The sequence below is a fragment of the Nocardia goodfellowii genome, assembly GCF_017875645.1.
GTDB lineage: Bacteria > Actinomycetota > Actinomycetes > Mycobacteriales > Mycobacteriaceae > Nocardia > Nocardia goodfellowii.
Genome location: NZ_JAGGMR010000001.1, coordinates 6,446,961 through 6,470,161, shown reverse-complemented (window position 1 = coordinate 6,470,161; position 23,201 = coordinate 6,446,961). Strand labels below are relative to the sequence as shown.

At 65.0% G+C, this 23,201-nt stretch carries 20 protein-coding genes; 15 read left to right on the top strand and 5 right to left on the bottom strand.

Annotated features, from left to right (window positions below; genetic code table 11):
• Positions 1-16: 16 nt before the first annotated feature.
• Positions 17-961 carry an alpha/beta fold hydrolase gene (locus tag BJ987_RS29910; protein WP_209896423.1) on the bottom strand — a complete coding sequence of 315 codons (945 nt, stop codon included), beginning with the start codon at positions 959-961 and terminating at the stop codon, positions 17-19.
• A 929-nt stretch (positions 962-1,890) separates the two neighbouring features.
• Here BJ987_RS29910 and BJ987_RS29905 point away from each other — a divergent pair.
• The 8 genes from BJ987_RS29905 (at position 1,891) to BJ987_RS29870 (ending at position 10,399) form a co-directional block, all read left to right on the top strand.
• The gene (locus BJ987_RS29905; RefSeq protein ID WP_209896422.1) at positions 1,891-2,481 is read left to right on the top strand and encodes a GNAT family N-acetyltransferase; all 591 of its coding nucleotides are present in this window, start codon (positions 1,891-1,893) and stop codon (positions 2,479-2,481) included.
• Positions 2,482-2,618: 137 nt separating this feature from the next.
• Positions 2,619-3,716, top strand: coding sequence for a serine hydrolase domain-containing protein (locus BJ987_RS29900; RefSeq protein ID WP_245366191.1), 1,098 nt, complete (start codon positions 2,619-2,621; stop codon positions 3,714-3,716).
• A 238-nt stretch (positions 3,717-3,954) separates the two neighbouring features.
• On the top strand, positions 3,955-5,163 hold the full coding sequence (locus BJ987_RS29895) for an aldehyde dehydrogenase family protein (RefSeq protein WP_245366190.1): 1,209 nt from the start codon (positions 3,955-3,957) through the stop codon (positions 5,161-5,163).
• A 243-nt stretch (positions 5,164-5,406) separates the two neighbouring features.
• Positions 5,407-6,885: an aromatic amino acid ammonia-lyase gene (locus tag BJ987_RS29890; protein ID WP_209896420.1), complete on the top strand. Its 1,479-nt coding sequence runs from the start codon at positions 5,407-5,409 to the stop codon at positions 6,883-6,885.
• A 53-nt stretch (positions 6,886-6,938) separates the two neighbouring features.
• On the top strand, positions 6,939-7,739 hold the full coding sequence (locus BJ987_RS29885) for a 3-methyl-L-tyrosine peroxygenase-related protein (RefSeq protein ID WP_504739758.1): 801 nt from the start codon (positions 6,939-6,941) through the stop codon (positions 7,737-7,739).
• On the top strand, positions 7,736-8,413 hold the full coding sequence (locus BJ987_RS29880) for an O-methyltransferase (RefSeq protein ID WP_307869798.1): 678 nt from the start codon (positions 7,736-7,738) through the stop codon (positions 8,411-8,413). The genes BJ987_RS29885 and BJ987_RS29880 overlap by 4 nt, the downstream gene beginning before the upstream one ends.
• Positions 8,410-9,504 (top strand): AMP-binding protein, encoded by a 1,095-nt coding sequence (locus BJ987_RS29875; protein ID WP_209896418.1) that lies wholly within the window; start codon positions 8,410-8,412, stop codon positions 9,502-9,504. Before BJ987_RS29880 ends, BJ987_RS29875 begins: the two co-directional genes overlap by 4 nt.
• 265 nt (positions 9,505-9,769) lie before the next feature.
• Positions 9,770-10,399: a Pr6Pr family membrane protein gene (locus BJ987_RS29870; protein WP_209896417.1), complete on the top strand. Its 630-nt coding sequence runs from the start codon at positions 9,770-9,772 to the stop codon at positions 10,397-10,399.
• Between the two features lie 40 nt (positions 10,400-10,439).
• Here the strand turns inward: BJ987_RS29870 and BJ987_RS29865 are convergent, their stop codons facing one another.
• A complete protein-coding gene (locus tag BJ987_RS29865) occupies positions 10,440-11,531 on the bottom strand; it encodes a methyltransferase (RefSeq protein ID WP_209896416.1) in 1,092 nt (363 codons plus the stop codon).
• Between the two features lie 389 nt (positions 11,532-11,920).
• On the opposite strand from BJ987_RS29865, the gene BJ987_RS29860 reads away from it, so the two are divergent.
• From BJ987_RS29860 to BJ987_RS29830, 7 genes are all read left to right on the top strand, one after another.
• Entirely contained in the window at positions 11,921-13,378 is a 1,458-nt protein-coding gene (locus BJ987_RS29860; RefSeq protein WP_209896415.1) for a PLP-dependent aminotransferase family protein, read from the top strand.
• A 566-nt stretch (positions 13,379-13,944) separates the two neighbouring features.
• Entirely contained in the window at positions 13,945-15,048 is a 1,104-nt protein-coding gene (locus BJ987_RS29855; RefSeq protein WP_209896414.1) for a carboxylate-amine ligase, read from the top strand.
• A gap of 87 nt (positions 15,049-15,135) precedes the next feature.
• Positions 15,136-15,753 carry a hypothetical protein gene (locus tag BJ987_RS29850; protein WP_209896413.1) on the top strand — a complete coding sequence of 206 codons (618 nt, stop codon included), beginning with the start codon at positions 15,136-15,138 and terminating at the stop codon, positions 15,751-15,753.
• A 12-nt stretch (positions 15,754-15,765) separates the two neighbouring features.
• On the top strand, positions 15,766-17,052 hold the full coding sequence (locus BJ987_RS29845) for an adenosylhomocysteinase (RefSeq protein WP_209896412.1): 1,287 nt from the start codon (positions 15,766-15,768) through the stop codon (positions 17,050-17,052).
• Positions 17,046-17,696, top strand: coding sequence for a cupin domain-containing protein (locus BJ987_RS29840; RefSeq protein WP_245366189.1), 651 nt, complete (start codon positions 17,046-17,048; stop codon positions 17,694-17,696). Before BJ987_RS29845 ends, BJ987_RS29840 begins: the two co-directional genes overlap by 7 nt.
• A gap of 12 nt (positions 17,697-17,708) precedes the next feature.
• The gene (locus tag BJ987_RS29835) at positions 17,709-18,290 is read left to right on the top strand and encodes a pyruvoyl-dependent arginine decarboxylase (protein WP_209896411.1); all 582 of its coding nucleotides are present in this window, start codon (positions 17,709-17,711) and stop codon (positions 18,288-18,290) included.
• A 41-nt stretch (positions 18,291-18,331) separates the two neighbouring features.
• Positions 18,332-19,636, top strand: coding sequence for a metal-dependent hydrolase family protein (locus tag BJ987_RS29830; RefSeq protein WP_209896410.1), 1,305 nt, complete (start codon positions 18,332-18,334; stop codon positions 19,634-19,636).
• 6 nt (positions 19,637-19,642) lie between these two features.
• Here BJ987_RS29830 and BJ987_RS29825 read toward each other — a convergent pair whose 3' ends face one another.
• The 3 genes from BJ987_RS29825 to BJ987_RS29815 all read right to left on the bottom strand — a co-directional run bounded on the left by BJ987_RS29825 (position 19,643) and on the right by BJ987_RS29815 (position 23,047).
• Positions 19,643-20,110, bottom strand: coding sequence for a transglycosylase SLT domain-containing protein (locus BJ987_RS29825; protein ID WP_372446901.1), 468 nt, complete (start codon positions 20,108-20,110; stop codon positions 19,643-19,645).
• A gap of 758 nt (positions 20,111-20,868) precedes the next feature.
• Positions 20,869-21,441, bottom strand: a complete 573-nt coding sequence (locus BJ987_RS29820; RefSeq protein ID WP_209896408.1) for a hypothetical protein — start codon at positions 21,439-21,441, stop codon at positions 20,869-20,871.
• Positions 21,442-21,607: 166 nt separating this feature from the next.
• On the bottom strand, positions 21,608-23,047 hold the full coding sequence (locus BJ987_RS29815) for an NsdA family TPR-like regulatory protein (protein WP_209896407.1): 1,440 nt from the start codon (positions 23,045-23,047) through the stop codon (positions 21,608-21,610).
• Between the last annotated feature and the right edge of the window lie 154 nt (positions 23,048-23,201).

The window sequence follows — 23,201 nt, the reverse complement described above, 5'->3', positions numbered from 1 at the left end:
ATGGTCTGCCCAGGGCTCAGCGTAGGAATGAGGTCAGTAGCGGAATCGTCTGTGCCGGGCAGTCCTCGTGGACGGTGTGCCCGCACCCTGGGAGGATCGTTGCCGTGGCATCGGGGATCCGAGCCGCCAGCGCGTCGGCCTGCGACGGTGGCAGCCAGCTATCCTGCGCGCCCCACAGGATCAGTGTGGGCGCGCTGACACCGGCCAGGCCGGTGTCGGTGAGCCGGAAGTCCAGGTTGCGCCACAGCGACAGGAACCCGGTGCGGTTCGCGGGGCGGGAGAACGGCGCATAGAGTTCGTCGATCACCTCGTCGGTGACAAGGTGCTTGTTGTGGAAGGTGCCGCGGATGCTCTCGGCGTAGAAGGAACGCGTGGTGAGGTTCGTGGCCAGCTCACCGAGCAGCGGTGTAGTGAACAATGGTGTGACAGGCGCCTTTTCGGCATCGAGCCCGGGTGAGTCGAGCAGCGCCAGCCGTTCGACCCGGTCGGGATACCGCTGAGCAAAATACAGACTCCACGCACCACCCCAGGAGTGGCCGACGATCGCCGCCCGGCCCAGACCCACCGCGTCGAGGAATGTCGCGATGGCCTGCGACATCGCGGGCAACGTGTAGGCGAAGTCGGCACGATGGAGTTCCGTGAAACCTTGGCTGGGCAGATCCACGGCATAGACCGTATGGTCGGCCGCCAGCGCCGGAATCACATCACGCCAGGAGTAGCCCCACAGCCCGCCGCCTGCGACCAGCACCACGGGCGGCCCGGTACCGGTGCGGGTGTAGTGGAAACGAGCCAAATCGGTATCGACGTAACGCGATTCCACGCGGGCCAAATATTGAGATCGGTATTCCGACGACGACGGCTCGCCCCAGGCGTGATCCATGGGGACAGTGGCACCGGCGAGCACTCCCAGCGACACAGCCACCGACCCGGCCAGGCGCCGGAACATCTGGTTCGTTTTCATCGAAAGACCTTTCCACTAGTAGCTACCGAACAAGACGAGCGAGCGTCCGAGGTTGTGACGCGGTATGACGTAGATCACCTCGGCACGCCTCTCCCGCCGCTGCCCAGTTCCGGCGATAGCTGCGGATAGGCCCATCCACAGCAGCTCGATCGCAGTCCGTGCGCCCTGTGGCGGTGAATGGCAGGTGCGCTTTCCGCATAGCGCAGTCCTCGAAGGGCCGGGATAATTCCGGGTTTTCAGCGTTAGGGAGAAGCGGTCGTGGCAAAAGGAGGCTGCGATATTCAGGCGGTTGCGATTTCCCATCCACCACGTAGATCGCTCCGAAGTACCTATTGGCTCACCGGCTTACATCGATTACATGGGCCGGGGCTGCGCTTTTCACACCGGCCGTTGCCTACGGCCGATTCATTCGTTCGATGGGAAGGTACCGGGATGTTTCGCAAAACCGCCGTTGCGGTGATGACCTGTTCGGCCGCTGTGGCGGCAACGCTGATGCTGGGCGGAGGCGTAGCCGCAGCCCACCGTCCGGACGCTACGACCTCGGGTTCGGCAATGGCGACGGCGCTGGCGCAGCACCTTTCGGTCGATCGGGCCGCGGACCGGGGCCGAGAAAGGGACGCGGATCGGCGTGCAGGCCAGTGCCGGTGCCAGGGGCGCGACGCTGATCGAGGCGGGCGCGGGAGTGTCGATCAGGGCGGGCGTGACGACCAGGATAGGCGCGACAACGTGGGTAGCCGGCGTCCTCGCGGTCGCGTCTTCTGAGCCGACACACAGCGCTCCCGAACCGATGTCCGCCAATCCGTGGCGGTGGTCGCGACGAACAAACTCCTGGTGCCCGGGGCGGGGAAGGGCCTTTCCACTGACGACGCTACAAGCGAAAGGGGCACGATGAACGCCGATCTGAGCCCGGCACGCGATAGGCCGGCTCGATGAGCTTCACCATAGAGCCGCTCGGGCCTGATGACCTTCCAGCGTGCGTCGCGGTATTCGCCGACGCCTTTGTCGACGATCCGGTGTACTCGTTCATCTGGCCGGACGAGCAGATGCGCCGCGCGAAACTGCCGCAGTTGTTCACTCTGCGGTTGCCATTGGCGCAGCAGGCGTGGATGGCCCGCGACGAGGACGGCGAGCCGGCGGCCGTCGCGGTGTGGGATACGTCCGAGCCGTCGAAAGCCGAGTGGGCACAAGCACGTTCGATGCCCGAAGTGCGGAGCTTTTTCGGTTCGCGGTTGCATGCGGTGGACGCGGTCGTGTCGGCTATCGACGACTCCCGGCCCACCACACCGCATTGGTACCTCGATGATTTCGCGACGGCGGTAAAACACCGGGGAGGCGGAGCCGGGCTCGCGCTGATCGCAGACAGGCTCGAATATTGTGACCGCCACAATATCGACATCTACGGCGTGTGCACCAGCGAGTCCACTCTTGCCTTCTATGAGAAATCCGGTGCTGTGCTCACCGGAGAGATCCGAATTCCGGACGGGCCGCGGCTATGGGGCATGTTGCGGACGGCGCGCTGATTCCTTGGCGGCGTTCGACTCGCAATTGCACCCATCAGTCAAGGAAGGTTTCGATGAGCACCAAGCCGCCCGGTATTCGAACCGGAATCCGGACCGTAGCAGTCGTCGCGATCGCAAGCAGCGTCGCCGCGCTCGCGATGCTGCACCTGCCCGCCCCATCCGTATCGTTCACCCTTTCCGTGGACGCGCAACAGCTGCGCAATACACCGCCGTCCAGGCAGGGCGCGCTGTTCGCGAGCCGCACCGTGTCGGCCCCTCCCATCTCGCGACCGTTCCCGGTCCGCAGGGGGCACCTTCCGGACACGGTGCCTTGGAAGGGATCGCGGATCTCGATACGTGAATTACTCGAGACCACCCACACCAATTCCTTCGTGGTATTGCGCCACGGTGCGATAGTCCACGAGTGGTATGGCGAGGGATTCGCGGCGGACACCAAACAATCGTCCTGGTCGCTCGCGAAGTCGATCGTGTCCCTGCTGGCCGGGCGCGCGATCGGCACCGGAAAGCTGCGCGAAGACGACCGCTTGGTCGACATCCTTCCCGAGCTCGCCACCGGGACTCGATACGATGCGATCACCGTGCGGCACCTGCTCGACATGACCTCCGGTGTCGATGTCGCCGAGCGCTATGACATCTCGGACACGGCGGTCGATGACGCCGCCGCGATGTACCTCACCGAGGATCTCTTTCGATTCGTGCGCGAGCACCAAGGCCTGATATTCGCGCCCGGAAGCAAAGCGCGCTATCGCAGCATCGATGCCCAATTGCTGGGCATGGTCATCGCACGGGCCGAAGGCCGATCGCTCACCGCACTGTTACAGGAAGGGATCTGGCACCCGGTCGGCGCACAGGATGATGCCCTGTGGAACCTCGATCACGCCGGATCCGGACAGGAAAAGGCGTTCTGCTGCCTCAATGCCACTGCTCGGGATTTCGCCAAGATCGGCCAGTTGGTCCTCGACAACGGCCGGGCCGCTGGGACACAGGTTGTGCCGCTGCCGTGGATCGCAAGGATTCAGCAGCCCGCCCCGCTGCCCATCGAAGGACACCACTACTCGGCGCAATGGTGGCACGGCAGGGACGGACAGGAACTTTTCGCGCAGGGTATCTTCGGCCAGTTCATTTACGTCGATCGGCGTAGCGCGACGGTCATCGTAAAACTCAGCGACCACGACGTCTCGGCCGACGTCCGAGACACGATCGAAACGTTCGAAGCCATTGCCCAGACGGCGTAACCGGAGCGTAGTCGCGTAACACCATCTGATCCGACCCGGTGGAGTCGTCTGCACATTGTCGGGTTCGGAGGTATTCGAAAGGGGCGCCTTGACTTCTGACCTGATTCATATCGACGCTCTCGGTTCGACCGGTCACTATCGCCCTCGAACGCAGAAGGATCTGTGTACGGTCGCCGGTGATCGCATCGGGCAACTCGCACAGGTTCCCTCTTTGTATGTCCGCCGTGAGATGACGGCTATGCGTCAGGCGCCGATCGCGGGCCTGAGCAGCCGGATTCGATGGCTGGTCGAAGCGGCCGACATCTTCGCGACCGCACAGATCGACGGCCTCGAACCGGAGGGTTACCTCGATCTGGTCGCGCGAGTGTCCGGCGTACCGCGACCCGTGGTCGACGCGTCACTGGCCACAACCGCTGCGGCACTGCGGGATATGGCAGCGACAATAGAGCGGATACGACCGACCGGGGTAGTCACCGAGTGGGACGATCCCGCAGCTGCGGACGGCACCGCGGTGTGGGTGCCCCGAGGGCATGTTTTCGCCGTTCATACCGAGGGCAATACCCCGGGTGTCCACTCCGTGTGGCCAGAGGCACTCGCGTTGGGATATCAAGTGGTCGTACACCCGTCGAACCGTGAACCATTCACGGCCTCGCGGCTGGTTTCGGCGATCCGGGCTACCGGCTTCGGGAATGCCGCAGTGTCGCTATTACCGTGTGACGACGCCACCGCACAAGTCATCGTTTCGGAAGCGGATTTCTCCCAGCATATCGGCGACGACGACCCGAGTAATCGTCGTGTTCTTCCGGAAAGTCCGGGCCGTTCGAAGATGTTGATCACCGCTGACGCGAGATGGCAAGACCATATCGAGCTCATCGCCCGTGCGGTCACCGGGTTCGGCGGCGCCGCGTGTATCGCCACGACTTCTGTCCTTGTCGAACACGATGCGTCGGGCTGTGCCGAAGCCCTCGCTCATCACCTGTCCGAAATACCCACGCTGCCACCGCAGCATCCCCGCGCGATACTCCCGGCGCAAACACTGGACCGCGCTCGTCACATCGATCGGTATCTGCGTGGTGTGGCCCGTGACAGCCGCTGCTGGCTGGGCGGGGATACGGTTGTGGCCGAGTTGGATACCGGCGGTGCCGTACTGCGGCCGGCCGTGCATGAAGTGTCCTCCTCGACCGCGCCGCAACTCGATATCAAACTGCCGTTTCCCTGTGTTTGGGTCGCGCCGTGGAGTCCGGCCGATGGAATCGGGCCGCTGTGCCGATCGGTGGCTGTCACCGTGCTGACCGACGATCGTGACCTCATCGAGGCACTGGTTCGAGAGCCGACCATCTCGAACGTGTATGCCGGGCCGTATCCCACCACCTGGATGCGGTCCACCTTGCCCCACAATGGCTACCTCGCCGATTTACTCATGCGCACCAAGTCGTTCGTCCGTTGAGGTCCGTAGCGTGTCGATATCCGTACAGAAATCCGACTGCGGTTATGGTGTGACAAGGTGCGTTCCGCAGGTTCGCCGGTGCCGGGATGCGGCAGTAAGTCACGTATTTCGCGCCGGGATTTTCGTCCCGACGACAGCGAAATCCCAATCTGTGCTCGCCGAAAGGCTTGTATGTCGCAAGAAGCCACGGAAAGGCCGACCGAGTTTTCTGCCCTTCCCTCCGTTGTTCGTATTCCTGGCCGGTTGACCACGCGGATACTGGAAAGCGCTGCCGGCCCTACCGAAGTCGCGATCGCCCAGTCCACGCTGGACAAGGTGGCCGCGTGCCGTGCCTTCGCGCTCGAACGGATTGCCTCAGGCGCGCAAGTCTATGGCGCGACAACAGGTTTCGGTCCCTTGGTCGGATTTTCCGGCCGGCTGGATTCGGCCGATCAGTGCGACAACGCAATCGCGCACCTGCTCGCCGGCCAAGGGCGAGATCTGCCGGTGCGGGTGGTGCGGGCCGCCGTGCTGGCCAGGTTGTGGTCGCTGTCGCAGGCACGATCCGGTGTTTCGGTCGCGACGCTGTCGGCGTTGGCGCGCATGCTCGGCACCCGGTTCGCCCCGGCGGTACCCGAGTTCGGTTCGGTGGGCGCCAGTGGCGATCTCATACCCCTGGCCTACGTCGCGCAGGCGTTACGCGGTCACGGCCATGCCTACCTGGGTGAGGCTCGGATGCCGGCCGCTGACGCGCTCGCGCGAGCGGGCCTGGAACCGTTGCATCTGGACGGCCGTGATGGCCTGGCTTTGGTGAACGGTACCTCGCTCACCGCGGCGGCGGCGGGGTTGGCGTCGGCGTCGTTGCGTCGCTCGCACTCCGTGGCGCTGATGCTGACGGCTTTGCTGACCGACATCCTGGGCAGCACAACGGCGTTCGTGCATCCGGAGCTGCTGGAGGCCTACGGGCATCCGGATGCTGCGGCTACGGCGTCCGATCTGCGGCGGTTGCTGGCGGGCTGCGAAGCCGGCGGCGGCCGCCCACTGCAAGAGCCGTACAGCATTCGTTGCACCCCCCAGTTACTCGGTGCGGTTCGCACCGCGATCGGATTCGCCGCGGGTGTCATAGACAAAGACCTCAACGGGGTCAGCGACAATCCGATCTTCGTGCCCGAGCACGCCGCGGTGCTGCATGGCGGAAACTTCTTCGGCCAGCCCGTCTCCTTCGCTGCCGACTCGTTGTCGTCGACGGCCGTACAGATGGGCAATCTGGCCGAACGTCAACTCGACTTGCTGGTGGACTCGAATCGCAATGGCGGCCTGCCGCCCATGCTGGCGGTGCGGCCGGGCGAGCAGCACGGGGTCCAGGGCGTGCAGTTGGCTGCCACCGCGACAGTGGCCGCGATGCGGCGTGCCGCGACACCGGCGTCGATCCAGAGTCTGCCGACCAACGGCCACAACCAGGATGTCGTACCGTTCGGTACGCAGGCCGCGCTCAACACACTCGAGCTCGCGGAGAAGCTGCGGTGGCTGCACGGGTCGCTGGCCGTGGCGCTCTGCCAGGCTGTGCATGTCGGCCGACGCCGGCCGACAGCGCGGCGATGCGCGCGGATCCTCGATCGGCTTCTCGACATCGTGGCACCGATCGAACCCGACCGCCCGCTGGACACCGACGTGCGCGCGGCCGCCGCTCTCCTCGACTGGATTGCCACCGAGGAGGACGCGCAGGAGGGTGCACCTTGCTGAGCAGTGCGCCCAGCGGCGAATCGATCGGCCCACCGGACGAACATGCCTGTGAGGTGTTGTTCCTTCCACTTCCGGGATCGGCGTTCGCTCCATGCCGACATGTAGATCCTTCACCGCGTGGCCTGCCTTGGCATGCCGTCGAGCCTCGCACTCGGCCCGCACCGCAGGGCGTTCACGACCTCGCAGAGCATCGCTGGTTCGTCGGGCATCACGCCGCGTTCTGTGTGTGGCGACTATTGGCCGAAGCGCTGGGAGCCCTGCTCGGGTCCAGCGCGCCCGCCGCTGAGCTTGTCGGTCGCGCCGCGCTGCTGTACGACGCGTACTCGGTGTTGTTCCTGTATTGCGGCAGTTGCTCGGCAGAGGTCTACCAGGAGCGAATCAGGCCGAGGATGATCGCGGCGGATCCGGCGTTCAGCGGGCGCTGGCTTCGTGATCACGAACCGATCCCACCGTTACTGCGCGAGGTACGGGCCGCGTGTTCTCCCGAACAGCTCGCACCGTTGACTGCCGCGGTGCGGAACAACCACCTCGTGCACTCGAGCGTGGCCGACCATCTGGTCCCGGCGGGCGGCTCGCTGTTGCGCCGGTCCCGCGACGACACCACGGCGCCGGCGACACCCGCCGAGCGTGCTCTGTGCGATAGGTTCTTCCGCGTCGAGCGAATGGCACTGTGCCGCAACGAGTTTCTCGCCCAGTTCGCGTCCCGGCTTGCCGAAGTCCGGTGCGACCTGGTCAATCATCCCCTCGATGTCCCGTGTCCGTGGCCAGGGCTGCCACATCGGTCCACCGCCGTCATCACTCGTATGCATCGCGACAGCATCGCGATTCTGTCGCGTCTGGAGGAGTCGCTGTGACGAACACTGTCAAAACCGTGGCCATGACGGAACAGATCTATGCCTACCTGGTCCGGCAGGCCGAGCCGCCGAGTGCGATCCAGCAGCGTCTGATCGAACAGACTCGCCGTCTGGGTAGTGCCGCGGAAATGCAGATACCGCACGAACAAGCCGTTTTTCTCACACTGCTGGTGAAACTGACCGGCGCGAAGAAGATCGTCGAAGTCGGGACCTTCACCGGATACTCCACCCTGGCGCTCGCGGTCGGTATGCCATCGGGCGGCCAGTTGATCACCTGTGACGTCTCGGCCGACTGGGGACAGATCGCGCAGGACGCCTGGCGGCAAGCAGGCGTCGCCGACCGGATCGACCTGCGTCTCGGACCCGCCGGGCAGACGCTACGGCGGCTGCCCGAGACCGCCGACGTCGATCTGGTGTTCCTCGATGCCGACAAAACGGGCTACATCGAGTACTGGGATCTACTCGTTCCACGAGTGCGGCCCGGCGGAATGCTTCTGGCCGACAATGTGCTCTATTACGGCGAGGCCGCCGACGAACTGCCCGAAGGCAACGCCGCGGCGATCGCCGCGTTCAACGCTCACGTCCGGGCCGATAGCCGCGTGGAGTCGGTGGTGCTACCGATCGCGGACGGCCTGACCGTGGCGCGAAAGAAGACGCGGGAAGAATTGTCATGACCAGCGCTGTCCTGGACCTGGTTTCCGACCCGTCCGGTATCGACCCGGATGAGTATGTGCGTGAACTGATGAAATGGCATTTCAGCTCGGACACCGGAAGTCCTTACTGGTTGCGCCGCGCCGCCCTACTCGATTTCGATCCCCGCACCGACATCAAGACCGCCGCCGATCTGGCTTTGTTCCCGAACGTTGTCGACGACTTCCGTGATGTCAAGGTCGAGGATCTCATTCCACAGGGTCTGGGTCCGGCACCGGCGATAGCCGGGGTTTTCGAGAGCGGCGGCACCACGGGCGCGCCGAAACGGCTGGTGTTCTTCGAAGAGTGGGTCGAAGCCATCGTCGCCTGGGAGAACTGGCCCGGATCTCTTCGCGCTCAACGGGATCCGGTGAACATCCTCGCTGTGGTGCCCTCCGGGCCGCATATGCTCGGCGAACTCGCCGCCCGCCAGTCCCGCCGTGCCGGTGGGCTGAGGTTCTCCGTCGACCTCGATCCGCGGTGGGTCAAACGGCTGATAGCCCAGGGAAAGCAGGAGGAGGCGAACGCCTACGCCGAGCACGTCGTCGACCAGGCCGCGAATATCCTGCGCACCCAGCGGATCGACCTGCTCGTCACGACACCTCCGTTGCTGGAGCGTTTCGCGCGGCGCAGCGAGCTCGTCGACATGATCAACGCGTCGGTGCGGCGAATCCATTGGGGCGGTGCTCGAATGGATGCGGACACGCGAGATCTCTACCGCCGGGAGGTATTCCCGAATGTCGTTGTTCAGGGCGCTTACGGCAGCACCACGATCCTCGGAGGTACCCGCGAACGACCCGGCGAGGATTTTCACGGCGAACCCATCTTCGACACCTTCAGCCCGTACGTGTTCTTCCGCGTCATGGACCCGGACACCGGTCGCGACGTCACGCCCGGCCATCGCGGGCAGGTGGTGATGAACCACATTACGAAATACGCACTGATCCCGAACAATCCGGAGCGTGACACCGCCTACTGTGTGCCGCCGCTGTCCGGCGCCCTCGGGTGCGCAGTATCGGGCATCGCTCCCACCGCCGAGTTCGGCGGTCACGAAGTGATCGAGGGTGTGTACTGAGACGCCGGGGTCGCGGCAATCCTGGTGTGCTGGGGCACCGAATACATAGAGATGTGGTCGGTCCTTGTCGAGCTCGCCCAACTGAAGATCAGGAGTGTCAATGCGACGGTTTCCTGGCGGACAAGGGCACCGTGATCGGTCAGGGCTGCCGCCGGTTGTGATCTAGGGTCCGGTACTCGCGGCGTGTGGAGGGGTATTCAGTGAACTTCCAGCGACCATCGTGTCGGTCGTCCTCTCGGTGTTGTCGAGGTGAGAGGATCCAGCGATGGGCACTGAGGGACATACCGCCGCCTGGATTCGGATACTCCGCATCGGATTCGCCGTACTTGGTCTCATCGCGCTGATCAATGGCCCGGTCGCCAATTGGGATGATCCTGGCTACTCGATGGCGAACTTCTTTAGCTACTTCACGATTCAGTCCAACGTCATCGCTTTCGTGGTGTTGTCGGTCGGCGGACTGTGGGACCCGCAAGGGCGGAACTGGCGGTTGTTCCGCGGTGCGGCCACGCTCTACATGATCATCACCGGCGTTGTCTACGCCGTGTTGCTCGCCGACGTCGACGTGAGCTTGAGCAACCCCTGGATCAATCACATCCTGCATCGGGTGATTCCACTGGTGATGCTGGCCGACTGGCTGCTGGTTCCGGTCGCACTCGGAGTCTCTGCGCGACTGATCGGTTCCTGGCTGCTGTATCCGCTGGCCTACTGCGTTTACACCCTCGTCCGTGGCCGGATCGTCGACTGGTATCCCTACCCGTTCATCGATCCCCGCGAAAAGGGGTACCTGCACATGGGTCTCGGGTTGATCGCGCTCGCCGTGGTCTTCGCCATCCTCGCTGTCGCTGTCGCGGCGCTGGGCGACTGGGCTTCTCGAAGCCGACGAAGCACCGTTTGACGTACTCGGCTGCGGTTGTTCCAGCCTCCCGCCACCATCCTCAGCAGGGGCGCGCCTCCAGCATGCTGTCCGGGGTACCCGTATCCACCCGGCGCAACAGCTCGAAACCGCTGGCGCTCAACAGCTTCCGGTATTCTCGTTCGGTACGTTCACGGCCGCCGGTGACGACCAGCATCTCGAGATCGAGCAGATTGCCCATGGTCCGGCGAGTGGTCTCCGGGAGTACCACCTCGATCAGCAGCAACCGGCCCGAGCTGGGGATGGCCGCGCGCACAGTGGAAAGGAGTTCGGCCGCCTGCGGATCGAGCCAGTCGTGGATGACGTGCTTGAGTATGTAGGCGTCTCCGCCCTCGGGGACGGCTTCGAAGAAGCAACCGCTGTGCACCTCGCAGCGATCATCCAGTCCGAGCGCTGCCAGCCGGGCGGGGACGTCGGCGAGTACCTCCGCGGTATCGAAAAGCACACCACGCGACCTGGGTGCCCGGGTCAAGATCTCGGTCAGCAGCCGGCCTTTGCCACCGCCGATATCGACGATCGTGTCATACCGGGCGAAGTCGTAGGCGGCCAGTATCGGCGCCACCGCCAGCTCCGAGAAATCGGTCATCGCCGCGTCGATCAGGGCACCGAAACATGGTTGCTGCCGGGCATATTCGAAGATCGGCGCACCGTGGACCGACTCGGCACCCGTTGCGCCGGTGCGGACGACCTGCGCCAGATGTGACCACATGGCACGGTGCCTGGGATCACCGAACATCCGGACACCGGCGCGCATCGAATTCGCCGCGTCGCCGCGCAGCGGGTCACCCAACGCCGTCAGTGCGTAGGTGTCCTGATGCTGGCTGAACATGCCTTCCGCCACCAGTGGTCGCAGCAGCCGCACCAGCGCATCCGGCCGCACGCCGAGCCGGCGGGCGAGTTCGTCGGCGGCCAGCGGGCCATCCGCCAGCGCATCGGCTACTCCGAGCTCGGCGGTAGCGCCCAGCACCTGAGCCAGCAGCCCGGCCTGCATGATCTCGAGCATCACGACCGAGGGCAGCATGGTGCGGCGGTGCATCCCGACCAGCCGGTCCCGAACTCGAGCCAGTAGGTTCAGCGCCGGCACCGGTGGGATGCGCGGCTGATAGTTCGACATGAAAAACTCCTTGGTGGCTGACATATCCGGCTACGACGAGGACCGAGCTGGCTCGTTCAGGCCTATCGACATTCGGCGCGGGTGGTGGATCCGGATGGGGCACCCGGCGGCTTCTCGTGGACGAGACCTTTCCGGTCACGGGAGCCCGCAGCCCTCCAGCACCTCGCGCAATGGGGCCATCGGCCGAGTCCGAGTTTCCAGACGAGGCATCGGTGCATGAGAGGGGCTGTGCAACAGGCGGTTTCAGACGTCGTTTGCGAGACGTGCGAGAGTGCGCTCTGGCATTATGGAGTGACTCTTCGGCGAGATCCACATGCGAAGTCGTCATCGGATGAGTTGCACCGAGATCCGCTTCGAAGACACTGCGGTTGAAAAAGGGAGATCGTCTCATGCCGGACGTGTCCAAGATCGGTGCCCATTCGTTGCCGCTGGAAAAGCGGCGGGAAATTCTCGCTGCCTTGGCGGACAAGATTCGGGCGGGCGGCGAGGAAATGGGGTGGCAGATTACCTGGAACGTTGACTACGGAGACTTCTCCTGGCTGTTGGGTGGTCATATCAACAACATCGGCGATCCCTTCGATGACAATGAATTCAGCTCGGAGACAAAAGCGTTCGAGCGAGCTGTCCTCGACTACTTCGCCGAGCTCTGGGGATTGTCCCCGCCGCACACCCCCGAAAACCCGGAGTCCTACTGGGGTTTCCTGCTGACAATGGGGTCCAGCGAAGGAAACATCTATGGCCTATGGAACGCGCGTGACTACTTCCTGGGAAAAGACCTGCTGCTGCCCGAGGTCTGCGCGGACCGCGAGGGTTCCACGCCGCGGCCCAGGGAGCCGGTGCTTCTGTATTCGGCGGAAAGCCACTACTCGGTGGCCAAAACCGCCCGGCTCCTGCTGTTGGAGACACCGGAAACATTGGGGGAGCGTCGCTACCCAGGGGAGTGCCCACTCGGATCGGAGTGGCCGAGCGCAGTCCCGGTGACCGGGGGCGGCTCCGGGCCGGGGGCCATCGACATCGCTGCTTTGCAGACGTTGGCGGCATATTTCGCCGAGCGGCACCATCCGGTGATCGTTGTGGTCAACGCGGGAACCACATTCAAGGGGGCTTGCGACGATGTCGCCGCGGTGAGCGAGACCCTTGCACAGTGCTATGCGCACACCGGGGGTGTCTGGCGGACCGATCCGGACCGCAAGGGACAAGCTGACTTCAGGAACTGGTATTGGGTCCATGTGGACGGGGCATTAGGGGCGGCCTACCTCCCGTTCTTGCGGATGGCTTCCGATCGGCCCGAGTTGGAGCCCGGAACGCCCTTTCCTTCCTTCGACTTCAACGTGCCCGGTGTGTGCTCGATGGTGGTCAGCGCGCATAAATGGATCGGCTCCCCATGGCCTGGCGGCGTGTATTTGACCCGAAATCGCTACCGCATGGACCCACCTCCCTTTCCTGAATATGTGGGGTCGGGTGACACCATGCTGGCCGGCTCGCGTAATGGACAGACCGCCGTGGTCATGTGGGACTATCTCGCTCGCAATTCCTACGATTCGCAAACCGCGGAGGTCGTCCGGGCGCTACGCCTGGCGCAGTACACCGAAACGAGGTTGCGGGCGCTCGGTGGCGACCGCGATGATTTTCCGGACTTGTGGGTCGGGAGATCGCCCTGGTCGCTCAGCCTGCGCTTCCGCCGACCAGCTCGAGATGTGGTGGAAGAATTCGGACTCTCCGGCATGACAGTCCCGGTCGACGGTGTGGACCGGCCCTATGTACATCTCTTCATCATGCGCGACACCACCCGAGAACAGATCGATGCCCTGATCGCCAGGCTGGGTTCACCCTCGTCGTATGCCTAGGGTCGGACTGTGATTCGCTGCCCGGCGGGACGGGCTTCGAATGGGTTGCGAGCCTTCCGGAACTCAAGAAGCGAGCAGATGCTGCGATCGACCTCTTCGGCGGTCGAGGCTGGCCCAGGGCTTGCAAGTACTTCTACCTGGAACCATGCGCAGTAACCAACTCGGAGGTTTGTTCTAGACCTGTCGACCAAACCGACCGACGCTATCGGGCCATGCGAACCAAACCTCACGCGTCACTGCGTAAGCCGAATTACGATACAGCGCAACCTAATTCACGACAGAACTATTGCGGTATGTGATCTCGGAGATTAAGATAGTTAAGTACAAAGGTTCGCATCTCGGATTGCCTGACAGCGGTTATGGAGTGCCTTCCGGCTTTCTTGCACGCAGGAATGTCCGACTGTGCGTTCTAATTGTCCGGTGTCTGTCGGTGCCGCCGTTAATTTCGGTCGCGGTACCTCTGGACGAGGTTATTCAAAATCGAATGTGAAGATTTATATTCGCCGGTGTATTTGGGTTCGCGGCGTTTGGCACCGGCGCGCAATGTTTCGATAGGCGGTAGGCCGGTGGACCTGACCATAGGTGTCGAGGAAGAATTCGTTCTCACCGATGCGGACAGTCGTCAGGTCGTCCGCCGCGCGGCGACCGTGTTGCGGCGGGTCGGGAACGGAGCGCGGCAAGGGGGTGGGGCGGTCGAGCTGGAAATGGCGCAGACTCAGGTGGAGAGCGCCAGTCGGGTGTGTTCGGATTTGGCCGCTTTGCGTAGCGAGCTTGTGCGGTTGCGGCGGGAGATGGCAGACGCGGCGGAGGCGAGCGGGTGTCGTTTGATCGCCAGCGGGACGGCCGTGCTCGGTGTCGGCGGGCCGCCGCCGATCCTGGACAAGCCGCGCTATCACCGGATCGCGGACCGGTTCGGGCCGCTGGTCGATCAACAGTGCACCTGCGCGTGTCATGTCCACGTCGGGGTCGCCGACCGTGAGGAGGCGGTGCAGGTGGTGAATCATTTGCGGCCGTGGTTGCCCGCCCTACTCGCGATCTCGGCGAACTCGCCCTTCTGGGAGGGGCGCGACACCGGCTATCACAGTTGGCGAACCCCGTTGTGGGCCAGGTGGCCTGCTTCTGGCCCGCCGCCGTTTTTGGGCTCCTACCAGGAGTATGAAGACGTCGTAGCGGAGCTCCAGCACACCGGCGCGATCCTCGACGGCGCGATGGTCTATTGGTACGCGCGACCTTCTCGCCATCTGCCGACGGTGGAGGTCCGAGTCGCCGATGTGACGCCCACCGTCGACGAGGCGGTGGTGCTGGCGGCGCTGGTGCGCGCACTGGTGTCCACCGCGCTGACCGAAATACGTTCCGGCGCCGCGTCACCCCCGGTCAACGATCAAGTGCTGCGCGCCGCGTGCTGGCACGCCGCGCGCTATGGCCTCGGCGCGATCACCGCGATCGCCGGGGCGGGCGGGATGCCGGGCCGGGTGGGTGGCGCCGCCGAATTGATAACCCACATCCGTCCGGCGCTGGAGGCCGCCGACGGCGCGGACATGGTCCTGGAAATCCTCCGATCGGTGCGGCGTGACGGTACCGGCGCCGACCGCCAGCGCGCGGCCTTCCGGCGTCGTGGCCGACTCGAAGACGTGGTCGACCTCCTCGCCGAACAGACAGCGGGGAGGTGACAACACATTTCAACCCTGGCAAGACAACCCGTTCCCGGAAAGCAGCGCGAGAGTCCGGATGAGCTCTCGCCCGTTGAGGAGGTGCCGGTGACATACGCCGGTCCGCTGTTGGACACCATGAAACGAGTAGCCGGTCTGCTCAAAGCCGAAGAGCTCGACTTCGCGCTGGCCGGGAGTTTGGCCGCCTACGCTCGCGGCGGCTGGTCGGAACCGCACGACGTCGACTTCGTGGTGCTCGAATCTTCGCTTCCCGCACTGGAATCGACGTTGCGGGGAGCAGGGCTGCGGGTGGTGCGACCGCCCGAGGACTGGCTCATCAAAGCGTTCGACGACGAGTCGGGCGCACCGGGCTGCATGGTCGATTTCCTGTTCCGCCCGGCGGGAATTCCGGTGGTGGGCGAGCTGATCGAGCGAGCGGAGCCGATGCTGGTGGAATCGGTCATGATGCCGGTGCTCACCGCGACAGACCTGGCAATTCTCAAACTCTTGTCACTGAGCGAACAGCATTGCGATTTCGGTCCGCTGCTGCGGCTTTCGCGGCCACTGCGCGAGCAGATCGAGTGGTCGACGGTGCGGGCCGCGACTACGCATTCCCCGTTCGCCCGCGGATTTCTGGCGCTGCTCGAAGAACTGAATATCGCACTGCTGCCCGCGGATACCGAGGTCGTCCCGACAGCCTGGCCGGCGAGCGCCTCCGATCGGTGAAAGGAGATTTCGATGACGACCACGGAGAACCGGGCCGCGGCCAAGGTGGCCTGGGCTCAGGAACGAATGCCGGTTGTGGCCGGCTTCCGGCGGCGGTTCGCCGCGGAGCACCGGATGGAGGGCTGGCGGGTGGCGGCCAGCCTGCACCTGATCGCCACGTCCGTGCCGTTGCTGCTCGCTCTGATCGAGGCGGGCGCGGAAGTCACTGTGTGCGGGTCGAATCCGGCCTCCACCGATGACGACGTGGTGGATTGGCTGAGCCGCCGCGAGGGCATCCGGGTGCTCACCGCGACCGAGCCCGACGAGGCGGCGGATCAGCTCGCGGACGCGCTGGCACAGCGCCCGCACCTGATCGTCGACGAGGCCGACGCGTTGCTGGGATTGCTGTACGCGCACCATGCCGATGTCATCCCGGGCGTGCGTGCGGCGTCGGTGCACACGCTGACCGGAGTGCTGCGAGTGCGCAGCCTGGCCGCCCGCGGGCGGTTGCGTTTTCCGGTGATGGCCGTCGACGGCAGCCCCATCAAGCAGATCTTCGACAATCGGCTCGGCACCGGCCAGAGCACGGTGGACGCACTGCTGCGCACGGTGAACCTCGCCTTCCCGGGACGGCGCGTAGTGGTGGTCGGTTATGGTCACGTCGGCCGTGGCGTCGCCGAGCGGGCGCGCGGACTCGGCGCGGAAGTCGTTGTGACCGAGGTCGATCCGATCCGAGCGCTCACCGCGGCGCTGACCGGCTACCGGGTGCTCCCGATGGCCGAGGCTGCCGAGACGGGCGACGTCTTCATCACCGCCACCGGCACGATCAAGGTGATCACCGCCGCCGATCTGGCGGCCATGCGGGACGGGGTGATCCTGGCCAATGCCGGGCACAGCGCAGCGGAAATCGATATCCAGTCGCTGCGCGCGATGTCGGTCGCCGAGCGCGACATGCTGCCGATGGTTACCGAATTTCGCGACGAGCGCGGCCGCCGCCGCTACGTGCTGTCCGAGGGTGGACCGGTAAACACCTCGGCCGCGGCCGGGCATCCGCCCGAGCTGATGGACCTCAGCTTCGCCGCGCAAGCCGCCGGGATCGAGGAATTGGTTCGCCATGCCGACCGGATGGAGCCGCGAGTCTACGACCTCCCGCCGGAGACGCAGGCCGCGATTGCCCGAGAGAAGTTGGCTGCCATGGGAATTCGTATCGACCATGCCACCGCCGAGCAACGGCGCTACACCGAGCAGCTCAGCCACGAGACCGACCAGGAATTCCAGCGCTCGCTCGCGTCCACCGATGGGAAGGAGACCCGATGCTGACCATGATGACCTATCACGCCTGGCGAGCGAGCCAGGGGAACGACGGCCCGGCCGAAGGCCACTCCGTCGCCCACGACGGCGAGGCCCTGGAATACGCCAACAAGGTTCTCACGGATGTCGGCGAGCCTGTCGTGGTGGTGGAGAAGCAATCCGGCATCACGCCGCGGGTCCGGTTCCTCTATCAGGATCTGTCCGGGCGGTTCACCGAGATCATGGCGCGGCCGGCGCTGGCGGAAACGCTGGATCTGGTACCGCATCCCGAAGGCGGCTGGGCCCAATCGATTTGGTCTTCCTCGGTGACCGTCGCACCCGAGGGCTATCCAGGGGAACGGGCGAGCGCGACCGCGCTGCACTACGTCCTGGGGCCGGGAGATCGCTCGCGTTGGCACCGCGTCCGCTCCGACGAACTCTGGTTCTGGCAGCGCGGCGGCTCGTTGCGCTTTCTGACCGGCGGTGACGGAGACAGCCCTGCCGTCGCCCCCGACACCCACACCCTCGGACCTGAACTCGATGCGGGGGAGCGGCTGCACATTCTGATCAGGGGCGGGATCTGGATGGCCGCCGAACCGCTGTCACCGTCCGAGACCCTTATCGCCTGCGTCGTGTCACCCGGCTTCGACCACGACGACTACCAAATCCTCTGAAGGGAGACAACAATGGCCACCGAACTCGCGCTGGGGCGGTCGCTCGTGCCCAGCCATATGTTCTTTACCAGCGCTGTCGGAATGCACGAGCGGGAGTTGCAAGCTCACGATCTGATGTACATGGCCGCCGGGCTGGGACGGGTCAATCGAGTCCAGGTGTCGAGCCGAGTGCCGCCCGGCTGCCAATTACTCTCTCGGACAGCCGGTTTGGAACTGATCCACGAGGGGCAGATCCTCTTCGCCATCCAGGCGCTGGCCGAAACCGATCAGCCCGGGCAGCGCATCGCCACCGCGGTCGGCATCGCCACCCCCGTGCAAGGTGGAATAGGTTGCGTCGCAGAGGTTCACGAGCAGGACTCGATCGGCAAAACCGAGGATCAGGCACGGCGCAAGAGCGTGGAGATGGCGCTGACCGCGATGGCCGCCGAACTGGGCGTCGAGGGCTACGACGGCGCCGCCGAGTACCGCGACGGCCAGGACCGCTATTCGATCGAGGGCACCGAGGTGCGCACCGATTGCATCGGCGCCGCCGCGGTCGGGGACATCAACGGGCGCGTCAGCAAAATCGTTGCCACCCTCGTCTTCTTACTCTGAGGCCGACCCGGATCGGGCTGCTTCCGACATCAAGGACAACCATGACTGGAACCCATCGAGTCACCGTTTTCGCCGACCAGCACTGGGACGGCGTCCAGTCGACGCTCTCGGGACCGGTCGCTGTCACCGTCGAGGACGGGAAGATCACCGCTGTCGACTCAGGCCGGTATCACTCGGATGGCGACGCGCCCGGTGAAGTCGTCCAGCTGGGACCGCGCACGCTCCTACCAGGGCTGATCGATTGCCACGTGCATGTCGTCGATGAGGAATACGACACCGAAACCATCGCCTTGCAAACGCTGCAAGCATTACCCGCGCTGCGCGCTCTGCTCGAGGCGGGATTCACCACGGTCCGGGATCTGGGCTGCGTCGGTGACACCATCAATGTCGCGCTCCGGACCGCGGTGGAGCAGGGGACGATCGAGGGGCCGCGGTTGATCGTCGCGCCGAGCATCCTCTCCGCACCGGGCGGGCACGCCGACAAGATGCCCAAACTCACCCAACGGTACGGCGTCGCCGTCGGCGTGCTCGCGGCGACCGCCGACCAACTGAGAAACCGTGTCCGAGAACAACATCGGGCCGGTGCCGACTGGATCAAATTCGCCGCCAGCGGTGGCTTCGGGTCACCGCAGGACACTCCCGACCAAGTCGCGTTCACCCTGGCCGAAATGACCGCCATCGTCGAGGCCGCCGATGATCTCGGCTTGCCTTGCGCCGCGCACGCGTTCAGCGACAAGGCGGTGCGCCGGGCGGTCCAGGCGGGCGTGCGCAGTATCGAGCACGCCTGCCTCGTCGACGCCGAGACCCTCACCTACGTGGCCGATCACGACGTCTACCTGGTGCCCACGCTGTACCCCCAGCGCTATCACCTCGACAACCTCGACGATGACGAATTCTGGGCCGCCAAAGCTCCCGCCTCCCGCGCGAAATACCGCGAGTACGCGGGTCGCCTCCGGGAGTCGGCACAACGCTTGGCGGACAGCGACGTGAAACTGGCGTTCGGCACAGATGCGGGCATGTTTCCCCACGCCGACAATTGGCGGGAGTTCCGCACGATGATCGACGTCGGTATCACACCGTTGCGCGCGCTGCGTGCCGCCACCACCGTCGCCGCCGAGTTGCTGCGGCGGCCCGACCTGGGCCGGATCGCCGTGGGCGCGACCGCTGATTTGATCGCCGTCGACGGCGACCCGTTCACCGATATCGACGCCCTCGGCAGAGTCGAGTTCATCATGCAGAACGGCGATGTCCGTTCCGCGCCCGCGGTGACCCTCGATCGAGCGGTGCGGGTCGACCGAGGCGCTCTCGGTGCGCAGCCGAGCGGTTCGGACCGGCGTACTGCTTGAACGGGGTCAGTATGCGGAGTTGACGTTGTCCATCGAGCCGTACCGGTGCGCGGCGTAGTTGCACGCGGCGGCGATGTTGGCGACCGGGTCCCAGACATCGTGCGGGGTGCCGGGCACGTGGTAGGCCTGGAAGGTGGGGTCGATCACCTGGAGCAGGCCCTTGGACGGGATGCCCAGTGCGGCGTTGGAGTCCCACTGGTTGATCGCGTCCGGCTTGCCGGCCGATTCCCGGATGATGTTCTTTCGGATGCTCTCGTAGCTGCCGGGGATGTTGTTGGCCTTCATGACGTCGAGGGCTTCGCGGATCCAGCCGTCGAGGTCGCCCGAAGGGGCGTGCACCGAAGCGGCGGCGGTCTGCGCGGGCTTGTCGGCGGAACTCGCGGCCGCATGCGCGGGGGCGCCACCGTCTGCTGTCCCTACCGCGGACGTTGCGGCGACGGCAGCGAGAGCCGCGGCGGCCACTGCGAAGGTCACGCCGTCGCGGAGGTTCGATCGTCGGAGAGAGGAAAAGTTCATTGTGTAGTCGATTTCCTTGTTCGGGGTCGGGGTTCGGTCCGTCTGCGCAGCAGCGCGGATCCATGGCAGGCCGCCATCCAGCGGCTCGCCGCAGAGCTGTGCTGTTGTGAGGTTTGGTTGTGTGGGGAACCTTGTCCCCGGACATTGACTCGGGCCGGCGCTCCTAGGCGCACCCTCAGCCGCGGCGTGGCGCGGAACTCTCGGTCACAACGGCGGGAGCAATCGGAATGAGGATCGCGAGCGGTTGCTCGTTCCATCAACCGAACCGGATCAGTATTTCTTCCGGTGGATTTCCGAATGTGGTTTGGATTACTCCCGCACTTACCAACTTCGGGTCTGTTGTGACCTCGTACAGAGTGCGCAACCAAGGTTAACGCAGGGTGTATTAAGGGTGAACAATAAGAGTTAGGGAGCGGTTACCGCGCTGCTCCAGCCTCTGAACCCGTAGCTGTGCGGCAGCTTTGTCGAATCGTAAAGAAATAGTGAGGGTTGGTACTGGCCGCCCGCCCCCGCGCGAGTTCTCAGGCTCCGGCGCGCCCGCGTAGTCCTGTGGTTGTCATGGCAGGAAGGCATGACGGCCCGCGCCTGGGCGGGCCCCAGCTGAGCGAGCTCGACCCGGTCGTCCTGGGACGTGCGATCGCAGGATCCTGCCGCCGAAGTGCATCGGTCAGTGGGCCCACAGCCTCCGCGCGCCCGGTGATCAACGAAAGGAACCGCTACGGTGCCGACGTATCCGGAGGGGGTGGGAAAGGCAACCGCTGACCCAGGGGCAGTACGACGCGCAGTGCTCGGATCTCGTCGACCAGGTCGGCATAGCCTTCCTGGACCTGGGCGAAGCGCAGGGTGGCATGGTGCTGCTGTTCGGCGCTGTCGGCGTGGCGGAGTGTCCACTGAACATGGGCGTAGGTGCCGGCTACGTGGCTGATGACCTCGCCGAGGGAGTGGGTGTGGCGGCGGCCGTGGGTGGGGCGCGGCAGATGGCAGGCCGACCATTCGTCGATCGATCCGATGACGGCGTTGATCAGGCCGAGGGTGGCGGTGGCATCGAAGTCGGCCGGGCGGCGGGTGTGCGACACCGCCGCGGTGATCAATGTCGAGTGCAGATCCGCCAGTTCGCGTGCCCATGCGATCAGCGGGGAATCGCCTTGTAGGTTCCCGGCGGCGGCGAGGAGTAGTTGGCGCGCTTCCAGCAGTCCCGCCGCGGTCCGATTCCGCACTCCGTCCAGAGTGCGGACCTCGGGGTTGGTGGGGGAGGCGCCGGTCTGCCGCACGACGTCCATTACCCACATGCGGCGAGTCGAGGCCTGCCCGAGTGATGGCGGCCACTACTCGGGGTGGAGAGAGTCATATCTTGAGTAAATCGCGAAAACGACTGTGCCACAATGACATTCGACAGGACAGATGAAAGTTGAGCGTTGTCGGTGGACGACATCTACTGGACCTCTGTCCGAATCGCTATGCGGTCGCGAGCCGGTGTTCGGTGCTCGGCGTGTGCCGGGTAGAGCGGGCCGCTCGGCGGATCGCATTGCACATGTCCCGAACATCGGAGCGTGCGGACGCGAGGGTCGCGGAGTGCACCAGCTGCCGCAGCCGGTCACCGACTCGTCCGCTGTCGACCCGGCTGGTCATCTCCAGGGAGGTCGTCGCGAATGACATCGCATCGTCGATGTGGCCGAGGCGGAAAGCGCCTGTCGCGATGGTGATGTTGTCGAACAGAATGCTGCGTGCCGGTCGTTCTCCGGCGGACGTCGCCAAAGAGGTTCGAGCGGCGTCGACGGCAGCGAAAGTGTAGTGCTCGGCGGTCCGTCCGGCGGCGGTCCGGGCGTACTCGTTGTAGATCACCGACTGCATCCCGGCGAACTCGCCGGGGGTGAAGAACACCCGGGTCCACGGATCGATGAGATCTCCGACTCGGGCGATCTCTTCTTCGGCGCGTGCGAGCGCGGTCCGCATCCGGCCGGCGTCGCCCATCATGGCGTGCGCCCACGCCTCATTGGCGTACAGCCGCGCGGATTCCGCGCCGCCGGCGGCATCTTGGGCAGGCAGCTGGCCGAGTTGGAACATGCGCAGTGCGACGCGCGGGTCACGTTCGAGCAGGCTGATCCGCCCCAGGACGTAGAGCGTCGACGCGACGAGGCTGTCCGCCCCGGCCCGGCGCGCGAAAACCAGTGCCATCATGGCGTATTGGCGGGCGCGATGTTGATCACCGATGTCGTGGTACGCCCATCCGGTCAAGCGAGCCAAGTCGGCGCCGGCGATCAGTAGTGAGTGTGCGAGGGCGTGCCCACGGTGCAGGGTCAGCAGCGCCGTCGTCGATTTCAGCAGGGCAACAGCTGTGCGGACGACCGCGCCGCCACCGTGCCGCTGGTCGAGTTCTCGCAATCTCGCCGTGGCGCGGCACACGGCATCGGGATCGAGTACATCTGTGTCGCATGCCATCTCGGGTCCGTGCAGGGATGGCAGCCAGGGTGTCAGGCTGTCAGGGGAGCCGACGACGGCGGTGGCGAGGGCTTCCAGCAGAGTCGCACCCGTGTCGTGTGCGCTACCGGTTCCGGGGGATTCGGCGGACCATGACACCACGTCGCGAGCCGGCCTGACATTCGAGTTCGAGGATGGCACTTCGGCCTCCGGAACTGGTGCGCCGACCGCGGTGAGCAACGCGCGATATGTCTTGCTCGGCCGGCGGACCTCGCCGAGTTCCCAGCGCGCGACGTGTCGTTCCGAACACGCGACATTGAGGTGGTCTCGGCGAGCTCGATCGTTGATCAGCTCGGCGAAATCCCCACGGCTGAGCCCTAATTGCGTACGCCGGTAGCTCCGCAGCCGCTGTCCCCAGCTCTGCGCGGCTCCCGCGTCGGGAGCGCCGTGCACGGTTTCCGGGTCGGTGACGTCCATGAGGGCCCACTCTTTTTGCGCCGCAAGGCAGGTCACGGTGTGGACTCACCCTGCGGCTTGTTCGACGAATAATCGTGGTTGATAATTTAACCTGATAATCAGGATTGCGAAACAGGTGGCATCCGCCGCGCGGCAGCCCGATACGGTGGTGACC